The organism is Shewanella sp. 5S214, from assembly GCF_041439795.1.
Lineage (GTDB): Bacteria > Pseudomonadota > Gammaproteobacteria > Enterobacterales > Shewanellaceae > Shewanella > Shewanella vesiculosa.
The window spans coordinates 97,021-111,365 of the sequence record NZ_JBGOOV010000012.1; the positions used below are offsets into that span (position 1 = coordinate 97,021).

The following is a 14,345-nucleotide window of genomic DNA, read 5'->3' on the forward strand; positions in this document are numbered from 1 at the left end:
ATTGAATTTATAATTGAGTTTACAATTGGGTTAAATCGCCCAGCCACCCATGTAGAAAGCGACTAAACCTAGGGTGATTAAGATGACCCCAAGTCGCAGTTTACGCCACTCGCCGCTACATATGCGGCCAATAACCAAGGTAACAAAGCCAAGCATAATCCCAGTAACGATATTACAGCTTAAAATGATAAATACCGCGCAGGTTAGGCCCGCCATTGCATCGACTTTATCGTCAAAATCAAGCTTGGTGACGTTGCTTAGCATCAGTAAGCCAACATACATAAGCGCAGGAGCTGTCGCATAAGCAGGTACCAAAAAGCTTAACGGCGCTAAGAATATCATCATCAAAAATAACAAGCCAACGATGGTTGCCGTTAGGCCGGTTTTGCCACCTGCTGCGGTTCCAGCTGCGGATTCAATATAAACCGCTGCAGGAGCGCCGCCGACCACGCCAGCAAAAATACTGCTGACTGAGTCTGATGTCAGTGCTTTACCACCGCCGACAATATTGTCGTTATCATCGAGAAGTTCCGCTTGTCCGGCAACTGCTCTAATCGTGCCTGTGGCATCGAAAATGGCGGTCATCACCAATGCTAATACAATCGGCAGTACTACTGGATTCAGTGCGCCCATAATATCGAGTTGACCAATCAGCGATGTATCAGACATTAAGTCCGGCAAAGCAAATAGCCCTTGATAAGTCACGCTTGGATCAAATATTAACCCAAAAATCGATAGTCCGACTATTACCAATAATATGCCACCTGGTGTGCCCCGGCGCTCAAGCCCTATGGTCATAGCAAGACCAATAATCGTTGCGATAACCGGTAAACTATTAATATCACCAAGCTTTACGGGTAAACCGGCATCGTTTGATACAATCAATTTAACGCTATTGGTTGCGATAAGGAGTAAAAACAGACCAATACCAATTCCCGTACCGTGAGCGATGCCGGTTGGCAGGTTAGTGAGCACCCATTGACGGATCCCTGTGACACTCACAAGTGTAAATACGATACCCATCAAGAAAATAGCACCAAGAGTCACTGGAATCGATATTCCCTGTCCCAGCACCATGCTAAATGCAGTAAATGCGGTGAGTGATATTGCACACCCTATAGCCATAGGTAAATTAGCCCATAGCCCCATGAGTAATGAACCAAACGCGGCAATTAAACAAGTGGCGATAAATACCGCAGCAGGATCAAACCCTGCCGCGCCGAGCATGTTTGGTACCACAATCACCGAATAAACCATCGCTAAAAACGTCGTTAAGCCAGCAATGACTTCACGTTTTAAGGTACTACCTCGGGCAGATATATTGAAATAACGATCCAAAAATGAATCAGAAGCGGCGGTCGAGCTAGAGAGAGTCTGTTCAGACTTCATAGTGATTATACCTTTTGATCTCTTAAATTATGAGTTAACCAATGGTCATTCATTGGCGACACGGCTATGGCAGGTAGAGCCCTAAACAAGAAACACTTAGGTGAGAGATCCACTTGGCGCATATAGCGTTAGTGACCTGCGAGTATTGTGCTAAACATCTTTGTTATACACATGTCTGGTAAAATTTACTCTTACCAACATAGCCTTTGTTGGCGCGGAGTTTACAACAATCGACAATGCGGAAATAGGAAGAGGCTAACATTTTTTGTTATATAGGCAAAAACGCACTAAAAACAGATTGTTTTGTATACCTCACAATAAAATTCACTCGCTGCAGTTATAACCCTTTGAGCATTTATCACTAATAACGGATCGCCGCCCTTGGTATGCAATTTAATACCACTATTACTAAATAATGGTATGCAATTTAATACCATTATTTAGTAATAGTGGCGTTTGCCAAGAATAGGCAAATTAACCGACGTGAGTTCAAGGTCGACGTTGGCAACATTATGCTGTTATTGCGCATTATCGGTGTAGAGATGACAGTGACGTTTTACGATCCAAACGGGTTAATACATGTATACAGGTTAACTCATGGTAAATCTGACGATAAATATGCTTGTGATGATGGGGGAAATATTGCCGCTGATGTCGTGCCTTAGCGTGCTATGACCTAGTTTGAACTTAATGGTATTTCACTAAAAGGGCTTTAGACGAGTTATTCGTCTAAAGCCCTATATTCAGTGCTCGCGCGTTATGTTGTATTGGTTAACGCTTAAATCGCAGCAGTTACTTTATTGAGCCAAGTTAACTCATCACCTTGCATTAATGGCGCTAAGGTTTGATGCACTTTTTGCTGATATTGATTAAACCAATTGACTTCAAAATCAGTTAATAATGACTTATCAATTAAGCGTGCATCCATTGGAATATGAGTTAACACATCAAACTCATACATTTCACGCTCTGCACCCGTTAGGGCTTGGCAATGCTGCACTGTAACCAGGTTTTCGATACGAATACCAAAACCGTCGGCGCGATAATAACCAGGCTCATTGGACAATACCATGCCCGGCAGTAATGCCACGCCATTGACGTTTTTGCCAATACGCTGCGGGCCTTCGTGAACACTTAAAAAGTGACCGACACCATGGCCAGTACCATGGTCATAATCAAAACCATGCTGCCATAAATACTGACGAGCAAACGCATCGAGTTGTTGACCTGAAGTGCCTTTAGGGAAACGGGCAGTATCAAGGGCAATATGACCTTTTAATACCAGCGTGACCATTTTCTTCTGCTCATCGGTCACCTTGCCAATGGCGATGGTGCGAGTGACGTCTGTGGTGCCATCTAAATATTGCGCGCCAGAATCGACCAAATAAATGCTGTTCATGGTCATGGTGCTTGGCGTGCCATTATTGTGGTTGTAATGGCACATAGCGGCATTGGCGCCGGTAGCTGAAATGGTGTCAAAGCTTGGTTCGCGATACAGCGGGTCTTGTAATCTAAAGCTTTCTAATTTGTCAGCCAGTTGGGCTTCATCATGCATGATGTGTTGCTCAACTTGGTTGTCTAACCAGGCTAAAAAGCGGCTCACTGCTGCGCCATCACGGATATGACATGCACGCATACCGGCTAATTCGGCGCTATTTTTTTGAGCTTTAGGTAATGCAACAGGGTCACTACCTACAATCAGCTTTGCGCCAGCTTTTTGTGCGAGTAGTTGCGAGTATGCGTTAGCAGAATGTGGGTCAGCTAATAACTTAACCCCCTTCATTTGTGCCAACACAGAAGCCAGCTCTGCTTCATCTTTAAAACTCACGCCAGTACCAACGTGCGCGGCAATATTTTGCGGCACTTTGGCTAAATCGGTAAAAAAGGTCATGTCGCCATTGGTTGATAATAATCCACAACCAAGAATGACGGGGAAGCGTGGTACATCATTACCACGGATATTGAGTAACCAACAGCATGAGTCTAATGCTGCAATTAGAGCGACGTCGGCACCTTGTTTTTTAACCAGCACACCAATTTGTTGACGTTTCTCAACGCTATTACGTCCTGCTCCTTGATGACTGAATAGCGTCATGGTTGATGCTGACGGTGCAGGGCGATCTAACCAACTTATATCGATTGGGTTGTTATCTACGTCGACGAGATTGATGTCGGCTTTATCAAATTGTGCTTTAGTTTGTTGATACCAAGCTAGGGTGTGTAAACGGCTATCGATACCGACACTCGCGCCAGCAGGTAACGTCTCAATTAACCAGTCAATTTGTGGATCGTCATACAGACTTAAATATTCAAACAAGTTACCGTCTACTTGTTGACGCACTTGCACTGTGTAACGGCCGTCAGTAAATATTGCCGCGCGGTCTTTTAGCACAATAGCCATGCCAGCAGAACCGGTAAAGCCAGTGGCCCAATGTAAACGTTCATTACGGGCAGGTACGTATTCACCTAAATATTCGTCAGCGCGGGGAATGATGAATGCATCTATTTGATTTACTTCAAGCTGCTGGCGAATGGCGCTAAGGCGCGTAGCAATAATATTGGACATGGTTTCTCCATTGGAGGCGACTGATGAACTCAGCTCTGTAGAATGAAGGCTGATTATCGCAAGTGTGACGGCAAACTGGCAAGTGAAGTCGCTGACATAATGTTTATCAATCAGACAAAAATTGTAAACTTATATTGTATACAATGGTAACAAAGCGATGCAGACGGTATTCTTATCGGTAGTAACTATCTTGTATATTTGGACAAGATAAGACGATTTGATTCAATCATTCTATTGCTAGATAAATAACAATAAAAATAACTAAAGGAAAACCTATGACAATCGGTGTCGGCGGCGTTAGCCCGCAACAAGCATTAGCCACACTCACTAATATGACTCATGGCATAGGGTTGATAAGTGATGATGAATTTAATCGACGAATTCAACATGCACAACGATTGATGGCACAACACGGTTTAGATGCGATTTATGTTAATGCTGGCACTAACTTGTACTATTTTACTGGCACTCGTTGGTTTGCGAGTGAGCGTATGGTTGGTGCGATTATCCCTGCTGTGGGTGAGGTGCAGTATATTGCGCCAGCTTTTGAGCTCGATACGTTACAGGGATATATGACCATTAAGGGCCAAGTGAATACGTGGCATGAGGATGAAAGTCCATTTCAGCTATTTGCCGACGTGTTAGATAACATTGGCGTGAGCCAAGCCAAAATTGGTATTGATGAGTCAACCGCCTTTTTCATCAGTGATGGCATAGCCCAAGCCGCTCCACAGCATCGATTTGTCAGCGCCACAACGGTTACAGCTGGATGTCGGATGATGAAGTCGGTTGCTGAAATTGCCTTAATGCAACGTGCTAAAGATATGACCCTTGAAGTACATAAAGCGGCGGCCAGCATATTATACGAGGGTATTACTACCATAGAGGTTGAAAACTTTATTCACCAAGCTCATGTTGCCGTTGGTGCGCCTAAAGGATCGTATTTTTGCATCGTACTATTTGGCGAAGATACTGCTTATCCGCATGGGGTTAAATCGCCTAAAGCATTAGCGCTAAATGATACTGTCCTGATTGATACAGGGTGTCAGTTACAGGGATATAATTCAGATATCACCCGTACTTATGTATTTGGTGAACCCAACGCTCGTCAACGTCAGTTATGGCAACTTGAACAAGATGCGCAAATTGCCGCATTTGAGGCGGCGCAAATTGGTACACCGTGTGGCGAGGTAGATGCTGCTGCGCGCAAAGTACTTGAAGCTGCTGGTTTTGGTCCCGGTTACGCAGTTCCGGGCTTACCTCATCGTACAGGCCACGGTATTGGTTTAGACATTCATGAATGGCCATATTTGGTGGGTAATGATATTACCCCGCTGGCGGTTGGTATGTGCTTTAGTAACGAGCCAATGTTATGCGTACCAGGCGAGTTTGGTATTCGTCATGAAGACCATTTCTATATGACAGCGCAAGGGCCTAAATGGTTTACACCGCCGGCGAAGTCTATCGATGATCCGTTTTATCTAGCATGATAATCAAATTGTTATCGAGTGAAGCCTAATGAGTCAATAACCCATAACAAAAAGCCTCCAACAAGGAGGCTTTTTTATTTTCAGTTTAAACTGATACTCAGTGCTGATTAGTTAATCTCAAATAACTCAACGTCAAATATGAGTACAGAACCACCTTCAATTTTGCCGGTGGAGCGATTGCCGTAAGCCAATTGGCTAGGAATATAAAAACGGAATTTATCGCCAATACTCATTAGTTGTACACCTTCGGTCCAACCAGCTATGACTTGGTTTAAGCCAAAGCTGATCGTTTCGCCGCGATCAACAGAACTGTCGAATACTGTACCGTCAATCAGTGTACCGTGATAATGCACGGTGACTTTACTTTTTGCGCTCGGATGTTCAGTGTTTTCGCTTTTGACTAATACTTCATATTGTAAGCCCGATAAGGTTTGTATCACGCCTTCGCGTTTAGCATTTTCAGCTAAAAAAACCTTACCTTTCTCAATATTTTCTTTCGCGGCTTTAGAATTGTTAGATTGAGTAAAAAAATAAAAAATAACGCCCGCAATGACCAGTACGGCCAAAATCATACGCATAATTGATCTCGAATTGTTGGGTAGATAGTGCGACTAGTTTAACGCAAAAACTGCTGGGCTAATACTTCTCAACGTAGCTAAAGGTAACATTGAGCTAAGAGGTTAACGGTATGCGTCTAATAACGGATGCCACAGCTGGTAACACAATAAGCTTAGCCCTGCTGAGTTGAGTGCGATACAACACCACAACACCCATTTAAAAGATGATTTTTGGGTTTTATGGCGTAAGTGATATTGCCCAAGTAGCGCTGCAGGCCAGCCGCCAATTAAGGCAAAAAATTGTAAGGTACTTTCTTTTATGCGCCATTTCCCTCGTTTAGCCGCCGATTTGTCGCGGTAGTACAAGGTAAATGTGAGCAGATTAATTATGCCATATACTCCAGCAAGCCAAGGCTGGACTGCAGCCCAAATAGCACCGATAAGCAGTAACATTAACCAAGCAAATTTATTCATGCTAGCGTCAGCCCAGTAAGAGTAAGTTCATCTATCTGATGAGATAGAGCAATATTGCACAGAATGTCTGTTACAGACGATTTTCTCATAAGTATTGATTATTCATTAGCTGGTACGTGAGACTAGCATACGCCAAAGCTTTTCTAGCGGACCTTGATTAAATATACGTAAATAGACATCGGCTAACACCAGCTGTAACAGGCTGTAGATAATTGCAATTGATAAGTAACCTATTCTATCTAGCGAGTAAAGCCACTCTGGTGCGATATAACGTAGTAGCAATATACCGACAATTGATTGCAGAATGTATAAACTAAATGCCAGCTTACCAACGTTCTGCAGCAGAGTTAATCTATGGGGAGTATTTTTGCATAGCTTTACAATAATATGGATATAAATCAAAGCAGTAGCAAGCGCGCTGAACCATAATAATAGATCTGATATCGCTTCCCACATTGGATTACCGCTAAGACTCAGCAGTGAATCTAATGATGACAATACCACGGCCCAAAACACACATTGCCACAGGGTTTTATTGTCCAGCCCATCAATAAATATATTACGTTTATATAACGCCATACCCAATAGCATTAAGCCTGCGATATACCACATTAACGTTAATGGGATCACCGCTAACATGTAAGCAAACAAGCTTAAATGCAGCTTCAGTTGTTGCCAATAGCTGCCGGTCCAAGCCGACAGTTGCTCAGTGAAAAAAGCTGATTCGCGTGAGTAAACTTGATCGTCAGGCATCAGTGAAATAAGCGCGATGGGGATTAGTGATAAAAAGATAAACCATTTAGCCTTGCTAATTAGCTCATCGGCACTGAGTCTGATGTAGCGAAAAGCTAATAGTCCTGCGACACCATATGATAATAATATATCGCCGGGAAAGATGAATATGGCGTGTATTACGCCAAAGGCAATTAGCCAATATTGGCGGCTTTTTATGTGTTTATTGTTCTGGGTAGTGGTGGCTGTATCCATTTCCATTTGCTGGCGTTGGTATTGGATTAACATTCCTACACCGAAAATCATCGCAAATAGGCTAAAGAAACGACCTTCTAAAAAGAAATTGCTAAAAATGAGTATGCCAATATCTGAGCTGGGTTGAACTTCATGGGGAGCATACCCGAAAAAGCTATTGCCCATAAAATAGATATTAAGGAAGAAAATACCTAATACGCCAAGCCCTCTAATCGCGTCAAGATTAGCCAAACGTATCGGTTTACTCGGAGCAGTTTGCTCATCCATGTCAGTTGTAACGTTAATAACCGAATTCCTTTTGCTATTAGCTATTTATGAACCCTCTTTATTCATTAAAGAGGCGCTGTTAGAGATTACCAACCACCTGTTGTAATGCAACTAGATAATGCGTTTAAGCTTGAAAAAACCATTATATAGGCCCAACGTTGAGTTTTGTACTGAGTAAAGTGGTATCTGTATTGCATAGCTATAACCATACCTAGCAGCGATATCGCATTACTGTTGTTTTTATCGATACCATTTCACAGAAAAAACCAACAAGTTAAGTAATGCTTGAATTAAGGATAAATCTCATGACAAATGAAAAAATAATATTGATTACCGGTGCCTCTAGTGGCATAGGTGCCGCAACCGTAGATAAGGTACTAGAAGCCGGACACAAAGCCGTGATCACGGCAAGAAGCACTGATAAACTTAATGAAATAGCTAAACGTTGGGGCGAAGACAAGGTCTTGGCGGTAACGGCAGATGTATCCAAACTGGATGAGATTAACAATGTCGTTGCCAAGGCGAAAGAGAAATTTGGTCGAATTGATGTTGTCTTTGCTAATGCCGGTACTGGTGTTAATGCTGCTGGCATTGAAAATGGCGATCCAGATGAATGGAAAACGATGCTCGACGTCAATATTAACGCTTTATTATTTACCGCAAAAGCCAGTTTACCTTCGCTAAAAGAAACGCAGGGGCACTTTATTATTACCAGTTCAATTGCTGGCAAGATAACGCTTAAAGGCTCTGTTTATGGCGCTTCAAAATGGTTTGCTTACGGGTTTGGACAGAATTTGGCAGCCGAAATGGCTGAATGGAACGGACGGTGTACCACGATATGCCCCGGCATGGTTAACACGCCATTTTTCGATGAGGCTAAACCTGACAAACTAGACCCTAGCGATATAGCAGATGCTGTTATATATGCTATTTCTGCTAATCCGCGATGTGATATACGTGAAATAACCCTTATGCCAACTAAGTAGCGGGAATAAAGTAGCGTAAGTCATTAAATTAGTTTGTTTAATTCATATTTTATTAACGTAAATTTTCTTCATAGCCATAGGGATAGCTTGCCGATGCACTGCATCAGCGCTAGCCCTAAAGCAAATTAATCGATTATCCTATCAATTCTTCTTACCTAACAGCCCAACAGGGCACAGCTAATATAGTCGTGTTTAATAATGAAGGTGTAATAGTTACATTAGCGCTGTAATACTTACCTACAATACACTTAGTTAGGCCAGCGCCTTTGTTTCATTTTATGGTTGTATAAAACGGTATAAGAGATTATTTAGATATGTGCTTACTGGCCGTAAAGTATATTACGGGCTGAATCGTTATCTAAAAAAGGCTCCAACACATTTTAGTGTTGAAGCCATTGATAATCACCTTTGGATAAAAACATGGGGGCTATTTATCCCGAATCACTACGATTAAAATTTATATTCAAACCCGACCGAGGCCTATTTTAAATCGGTTGAGAAATTAGCATCATCAATGTCATCGGTTGCACAATCATCGGTTGCACTATCAAGGTTTAAGTCACTGTCATATAGTGTGTAGTCGACCTCAGCGGTCCAGCTTTCGTTGATATGATAACTACCACCAACACTAGCAAATAAACCTTCATCATCAGTGCTGTCGCGAGCGCCAAGAACCGAATAATCAGTCTTGTGGCACAATTGACCACCATGGACACAAAGACTGATGTTGTCTGACACTGGCAAACCTAATTTTAAATTTAGGGAATAGCCATTAGTATCTGTATTGGCTAAATCGTTGCCCTAGTTACCAAAGTCAATGTAACCATCTTCAACTGCAATGTATTGATTAAATCCATAACCTGCAAATACTTGATATGCATCTTTGTCGTCATCACATTCTTCGTCGCCGTCTACTCGTAAATAACCATAGTTAGCAGCCATCTACTTCTGGATTATATGTTTTTGCTTGTACCTTAGAGTTTAAGAAACCAGCGGTAATAAGTGTACCCACTAATATTGTCTTTTTCCTTACATATCCCACCACTTAACTCGAGTTGAAGTGAGTTAAGTAGGTGAGCTTTTTGCGCTGCCACAAACCTGCATAAACATTGACGACTTAATTCGCTATTTAATCTGTTATTCACTCCGGTATAAACATTAATACTCCACAAGGCTTGGTTAAATGACTTGAGTCAATCATGTAGATATCAGACAAGTTTATGTTCTCTATTGGGGAGTAAATTAAACCACAACCGTGTGTGTAAAAACTTCATATTCCTTGTAAATTATTCATCTTTTATAGATTAAGCAGATCAAGGTTGATTTTATTTTTCAATAAAATCAGGTTGATAAGTTTATTTTATTGTTGGGGTGTTTATTGCATCTAAGAAAGTAAGCTAACAATGGTTAGTAGTACAGTCAAAACAGGAGTGAATATGTTAAATCAAAAAACAAGTGTAGAGAATGTAACAGATGTCATCCAAGTTATGAGAGCTGGTGTCGAGTTTTACCAAGACGCAATTGAGAAGGTCAGTAACCCAGCGCTCAAAAGTACTTTCACCAAAATGGCCACGAAAAAAGCCACAGCGATTCAAGCATTACAACCACTTGCCATTGCTGAGCAAGGTGATATTGAAGATGGGAGTTCTTTTGCGGTAGAGTCGCGCAAAATATACACCAAATTTGTGGCAGTGTTCTCAAGTGATGAAGACTACACCTATATTAAGCAACTTGAAGAAGTTGAAGATAAGGTGCTTGAAGTGCTGGATGATGCGATCGATAAAAATCAACAGGGTCAGGCATTGCTTATACTGACCAATATTCGAGCGGATGTGCAATCGATGCACGACGAAATGAAAACTCTGCAACAGTTACAGAAAAACTAGTACTGGTTCATTGTGTAAATGCCCTGCGGCGGGGTATTTGAATGCTTGGTTATAATCTCTAAAGCCGGACTACGGATTAGGGATATATCTAAATTATAGCTGTCGCTGATGTGTATTTAATACCGAGCCACATCATCAATACGCATCATCGGCTGTGGGTTTTGTCCAAGATGTCATTATTTAAGATGGATATGTCTACTGCGGCGACCCAGAATTTTTCTCACATGGAGGAGTATTTAACTATGAATAACGACATTATTAAAGGTAAATGGAAGCAGGCATCTGGTTCACTAAAAGCGCGTTGGGGTAAATTAACCGACGATGATTTACAGGAAATCGATGGAAAACTTGAGAAATTCCAAGGTAAGATGCAAGAGAAATATGGTATGGCTAAAGATGAGGCTAAAAAGGAATTCGACAAGTCACACTCTTAGCGTGTAACCAATGAAAAAGGCGTCATGTTATATGACGCCTTTTAAAGCTCCGACTCGAACAATCTCTGAGCTGATGAAAATATAATTGTCTATTAATCAACAGGATGCTTGACTAAGTTCTGCCATTCAAACTGACTAATCTCGTCTAATATACCTTAACTATGAACTTTACAGCCATCATAGAACATAGCAATTATGATGATTTATTTTGGCTTGCGCACAGCATTATTAACATTATGCCTTTCAATCAATTGAATAAAAAACTCAATAAAAACTGTAGATATAGACAACCTTTAGTTAATTATTTTTGAGGTTTCTGTGAAATCCACAGTTTAATGTGCCCTTGGACGACCACCACACCATTGGTATCATAGGCTTTAACATCGACTAACATATCGCCCACTTGCCACTGCTCTGGTTTTACCTCTGCAACACATAAAATATCACTCGCCGCTTTTGCGGTGTAATCGACCGACATTCCTTTTGGTATCCAACGTAAATGCGCCGGAATCGATGCTTCAGCCATAGTGCCCATAGCCATTTCTAAACCATTACAAATAGCAATAACATGCACAGTGCCAATATGATTTTGGACTTTTTTACGCTTTTTGATTAAACATTCACAACGGTTTACACGTAAATCGCTTATGTAAGGATGTACTGTGCCAAAATAGGGCGCCATACGCGCTACCATTTTAGAGAATATATGCTTACCAAAAGGGTACGCGGTCACTTTTTGATATAGTGACATGACTTTATTAGATTTAGTTTGGGCCATTGGAAAGACTCTGGTTATTGTGTAAGTAAGTTGTCTGGTCGGATGAGGTTAGCATTGTTGTAACCTGCGGTGAAGTCATGATCAATATTTTCCATCGCTCATTACACTGGCCACAGGTATAATTTACTTGATTAGACACTTTAAGGATGAATTTTGAAAACTGACTCACTGATATTAAATTATTTTAAAGGTATGGCTATGGGGGCGGCAGATGTTGTCCCTGGCGTGTCTGGCGGCACAATTGCATTTATTACCGGTATTTTAGACCCGCTGTTGGATGGTATTCGCAAAATTAATTTTTCGTTAGTGGGGGTGATTAAGCAAAAAGGGATTAAAGGTGCTTTTTTACACATTAACGGTCCTTTTTTAGTGTGTGTGTTTGGCGGAATTTTAACCAGTATTTTTACCTTAGCTAAATTAATTTCTTGGCTATTAGCGACGCATCCTATTCCTGTGTGGTCGTTCTTTTTTGGCTTAATTTTGTTTTCTGTGGCTCACATGCTCAAGCAAGTGGATAAATTCACTGTTGTTCGGGTTGTTATGTTTATTGTCGGTGTCGTATTTGCGTGGGCAATCACAGTGTTGCACCCTATTGAAATGCAGGTGAGTTACCTTAACTTCTTTTTCTGTGGTGCCATTGCTATTTGCGCCATGATATTACCAGGCATTTCGGGCAGTTTTATTTTACTGCTCTTAGGGATGTATCCTGCGGTGTTAGCTGCTGCAAAAGGGTTTGATATTGTTTATTTAGCCTGTTTTGCTTTAGGTGCTGTTGCGGGACTATTGAGTTTTAGCCATGTGTTATCAGCATTGTTGCGTAAATTCCACGATGCGACTTTACTCTTTTTAACTGGGTTGATGTTAGGCACGCTCGGTAAAATCTGGCCATGGAAACAAGTGATTAGCTGGCGTGAAAACTCTAAAGGCGAGTTAGTGCCATTGGTTGAGCAAAATTTATCTCCGTTTCAGTTTGAGCAAATTACCGGTGAGTCATCACAAATGATCGTCGCTATAGTGTGTCTGCTGATTGGCATTGGTTTGGTTTGGGGTCTAGAGCGCGTGGGTAATCGAGCGTAAAACTCATATAACATTTCAATCTGTGGCGTTGAGTTAACGCCATAAGTTGCATATGAATAAAATGCAGAACTTAGGTTCTGTTTTTTTATCGCTATTTTTAAGTAAGCTTATGTTGGTGTTATGTTTGATTATGTTTTGCCGCAAATGGTTGTTCGATAACAAGCCAATAACGCATTAGAAGGTGGCCTCGGATGCTATCCAAATGGGCGGCTAAAGGGTCTTGGTTATCTTGATACAATGAGTTTGTTATCAGGTTTTGTTTAGCATGACTAAGTGGCACATCTTATACTGCGATTGAAAACCGTTTGCTGCGAACAAACTTTAACCGCCCTAATCTTATATTGCACAAAACCACAAATATCCCTATAAACAATGAACTTAATTTTGTTTTATTCGTATATTTGGTCTAATTACATATGCGTTAACTATGCTATCTTTTTTAATCCCACCTTGGGAATATTACTTTTGCCACAGGAGTGCATAACATGCCAGATATCGATATATTTGTGCCAGAAAAAATCCAGATTGGGATCAGCAGCTGTTTGCTGGGTAACCAAGTTCGTTTTGACGGCGGCCACAAAAACTCCTATTACTGCAGACAAGAAATTGAACCGTTTTTTGAATACACCACAGTGTGTCCTGAAATGGCTATTGGCATGGGTGCACCACGTAAAAGTATTCGCCAAGTGCGAGATGGCGATATTGTCCATATCCGCAGTGCCGATGGCTCGTTAGACGTGACAGATAAATTGAATGAATACTCCCAAGCTAAAGTAGAAGAGTTAGACTACCTTGGTGGTTATATTTTATGTGCTAAATCGCCAACGTGCGGTATGGAAAGGGTAACCGAGTACAAAATTGGCACCAATAATGGAACCAAGACTGGTGTCGGCGTGTTTGCCAAGAAATTAATGGAACGTTATCCACTATTACCAGTGGAAGAAGAAGGCCGTTTACATGATTTGCCATTGAGAGAGAATTTCTTTACTCGAGTGTTTGCCTATAACGATTGGCGTAAAATGACCCAGTCGGGGTTAACTAAGCATAAGTTAATGCAGTTTCATTCGCGTTATAAGTACTTACTTATGGCACATAGTCCCCAATGGTATCGCGAGCTAGGCCCTATTCTGGCTGATATTCAAGATGTTGAGCAGTCGGCGCAGGTATACTTTGAGGGCTTTATGACCGCGCTTAAAATTATTGCCACCCGTAAAAATCACACCAGTACTTTGCAGCATATTCAGGGCTATTTTAAGAAAAAACTGACGGCTGCCCAGAAAGAAGAATTAAGCGAATCGATTTTAAAATATCGTCAAGGACTATTACCTTTACTGGTTCCTATTACCTTGATAAATCATTATGTGCGTGAGTTTCCGACACCCTATATTGAAGAGCAAGTGTATTTAAATCCGCACCCTGAAGCGTTAAAGCTTCGTTACGCCTATTAGGTCGAG

Annotated in this window: 13 protein-coding genes and 1 pseudogene; 7 read left to right on the plus strand and 7 right to left on the minus strand. The window is 41.4% G+C overall.

Features of this window, described 5'->3' with window-relative positions:
- Positions 1-30: 30 nt before the first annotated feature.
- On the minus strand, positions 31-1,389 hold the full coding sequence (locus ACED29_RS10275) for an NCS2 family permease (protein ID WP_371697598.1): 1,359 nt from the start codon (positions 1,387-1,389) through the stop codon (positions 31-33).
- 449 nt (positions 1,390-1,838) lie between these two features.
- On the opposite strand from ACED29_RS10275, the gene ACED29_RS10280 reads away from it, so the two are divergent.
- Positions 1,839-2,054, plus strand: coding sequence for a hypothetical protein (locus ACED29_RS10280; protein WP_371697599.1), 216 nt, complete (start codon positions 1,839-1,841; stop codon positions 2,052-2,054).
- Between the two features lie 113 nt (positions 2,055-2,167).
- Here the strand turns inward: ACED29_RS10280 and ACED29_RS10285 are convergent, their stop codons facing one another.
- On the minus strand, positions 2,168-3,955 hold the full coding sequence (locus tag ACED29_RS10285; protein ID WP_371697600.1) for an aminopeptidase P family protein: 1,788 nt from the start codon (positions 3,953-3,955) through the stop codon (positions 2,168-2,170).
- A gap of 275 nt (positions 3,956-4,230) precedes the next feature.
- On the opposite strand from ACED29_RS10285, the gene ACED29_RS10290 reads away from it, so the two are divergent.
- Entirely contained in the window at positions 4,231-5,445 is a 1,215-nt protein-coding gene (locus ACED29_RS10290) for a Xaa-Pro peptidase family protein (RefSeq protein ID WP_182722482.1), read from the plus strand.
- A gap of 107 nt (positions 5,446-5,552) precedes the next feature.
- Here the strand turns inward: ACED29_RS10290 and ACED29_RS10295 are convergent, their stop codons facing one another.
- From ACED29_RS10295 to ACED29_RS10305, 3 genes are all read right to left on the minus strand, one after another.
- A complete protein-coding gene (locus tag ACED29_RS10295; RefSeq protein ID WP_182754212.1) occupies positions 5,553-6,023 on the minus strand; it encodes an FKBP-type peptidyl-prolyl cis-trans isomerase in 471 nt (156 codons plus the stop codon).
- 102 nt (positions 6,024-6,125) lie between these two features.
- Positions 6,126-6,476: a DUF1294 domain-containing protein gene (locus tag ACED29_RS10300; protein ID WP_182754215.1), complete on the minus strand. Its 351-nt coding sequence runs from the start codon at positions 6,474-6,476 to the stop codon at positions 6,126-6,128.
- Positions 6,477-6,581: 105 nt separating this feature from the next.
- Positions 6,582-7,730, minus strand: coding sequence for a DUF418 domain-containing protein (locus ACED29_RS10305; protein WP_371697601.1), 1,149 nt, complete (start codon positions 7,728-7,730; stop codon positions 6,582-6,584).
- 305 nt (positions 7,731-8,035) lie between these two features.
- On the opposite strand from ACED29_RS10305, the gene ACED29_RS10310 reads away from it, so the two are divergent.
- Complete coding sequence (locus ACED29_RS10310; protein WP_182742087.1) at positions 8,036-8,716, plus strand: SDR family oxidoreductase; 681 nt, start codon at positions 8,036-8,038, stop codon at positions 8,714-8,716.
- 480 nt (positions 8,717-9,196) lie between these two features.
- On the opposite strand, the pseudogene ACED29_RS10315 reads toward ACED29_RS10310, so the two are convergent.
- Positions 9,197-9,658, minus strand: a pseudogene (locus ACED29_RS10315) (outer membrane beta-barrel protein).
- Between the two features lie 494 nt (positions 9,659-10,152).
- Here ACED29_RS10315 and ACED29_RS10320 point away from each other — a divergent pair.
- Both ACED29_RS10320 and ACED29_RS10325 read left to right on the plus strand, forming a co-directional pair.
- Positions 10,153-10,602 (plus strand): PA2169 family four-helix-bundle protein, encoded by a 450-nt coding sequence (locus ACED29_RS10320; protein WP_371697602.1) that lies wholly within the window; start codon positions 10,153-10,155, stop codon positions 10,600-10,602.
- 242 nt (positions 10,603-10,844) lie between these two features.
- A complete protein-coding gene (locus ACED29_RS10325) occupies positions 10,845-11,036 on the plus strand; it encodes a CsbD family protein (protein WP_124017883.1) in 192 nt (63 codons plus the stop codon).
- 301 nt (positions 11,037-11,337) lie between these two features.
- Here ACED29_RS10325 and ACED29_RS10330 read toward each other — a convergent pair whose 3' ends face one another.
- Positions 11,338-11,814, minus strand: a complete 477-nt coding sequence (locus ACED29_RS10330; protein ID WP_182722487.1) for a hotdog fold domain-containing protein — start codon at positions 11,812-11,814, stop codon at positions 11,338-11,340.
- Between the two features lie 192 nt (positions 11,815-12,006).
- Here ACED29_RS10330 and ACED29_RS10335 point away from each other — a divergent pair, with 192 nt between their 5' ends.
- Together ACED29_RS10335 and ACED29_RS10340 are read left to right on the plus strand one after the other, a co-directional pair.
- Positions 12,007-12,891, plus strand: a complete 885-nt coding sequence (locus tag ACED29_RS10335; RefSeq protein WP_371697619.1) for a DUF368 domain-containing protein — start codon at positions 12,007-12,009, stop codon at positions 12,889-12,891.
- A 485-nt stretch (positions 12,892-13,376) separates the two neighbouring features.
- A complete protein-coding gene (locus ACED29_RS10340; RefSeq protein WP_220487700.1) occupies positions 13,377-14,339 on the plus strand; it encodes a DUF523 and DUF1722 domain-containing protein in 963 nt (320 codons plus the stop codon).
- The last annotated feature ends 6 nt before the right edge of the window (positions 14,340-14,345 follow it).

What these genes read in the sequence shown, in the direction of transcription:
- ACED29_RS10275 (WP_371697598.1), bottom strand. Translation starts at nt 1,389, where the DNA reads ATGAAGTCTGAACAGACTCTCTCTAGCTCGACCGCCGCTTCTGATTCA.
- ACED29_RS10320 (WP_371697602.1), top strand. Translation starts at nt 10,153, where the DNA reads ATGTTAAATCAAAAAACAAGTGTAGAGAATGTAACAGATGTCATCCAA.
- ACED29_RS10305 (WP_371697601.1), bottom strand. Translation starts at nt 7,730, where the DNA reads ATGGATGAGCAAACTGCTCCGAGTAAACCGATACGTTTGGCTAATCTT.
- ACED29_RS10335 (WP_371697619.1), top strand. Translation starts at nt 12,007, where the DNA reads ATGGCTATGGGGGCGGCAGATGTTGTCCCTGGCGTGTCTGGCGGCACA.
- ACED29_RS10285 (WP_371697600.1), bottom strand. Translation starts at nt 3,955, where the DNA reads ATGTCCAATATTATTGCTACGCGCCTTAGCGCCATTCGCCAGCAGCTT.
- ACED29_RS10300 (WP_182754215.1), bottom strand. Translation starts at nt 6,476, where the DNA reads ATGAATAAATTTGCTTGGTTAATGTTACTGCTTATCGGTGCTATTTGG.
- ACED29_RS10325 (WP_124017883.1), top strand. Translation starts at nt 10,845, where the DNA reads ATGAATAACGACATTATTAAAGGTAAATGGAAGCAGGCATCTGGTTCA.
- ACED29_RS10290 (WP_182722482.1), top strand. Translation starts at nt 4,231, where the DNA reads ATGACAATCGGTGTCGGCGGCGTTAGCCCGCAACAAGCATTAGCCACA.
- ACED29_RS10310 (WP_182742087.1), top strand. Translation starts at nt 8,036, where the DNA reads ATGACAAATGAAAAAATAATATTGATTACCGGTGCCTCTAGTGGCATA.
- ACED29_RS10295 (WP_182754212.1), bottom strand. Translation starts at nt 6,023, where the DNA reads ATGCGTATGATTTTGGCCGTACTGGTCATTGCGGGCGTTATTTTTTAT.
- ACED29_RS10330 (WP_182722487.1), bottom strand. Translation starts at nt 11,814, where the DNA reads ATGGCCCAAACTAAATCTAATAAAGTCATGTCACTATATCAAAAAGTG.
- ACED29_RS10340 (WP_220487700.1), top strand. Translation starts at nt 13,377, where the DNA reads ATGCCAGATATCGATATATTTGTGCCAGAAAAAATCCAGATTGGGATC.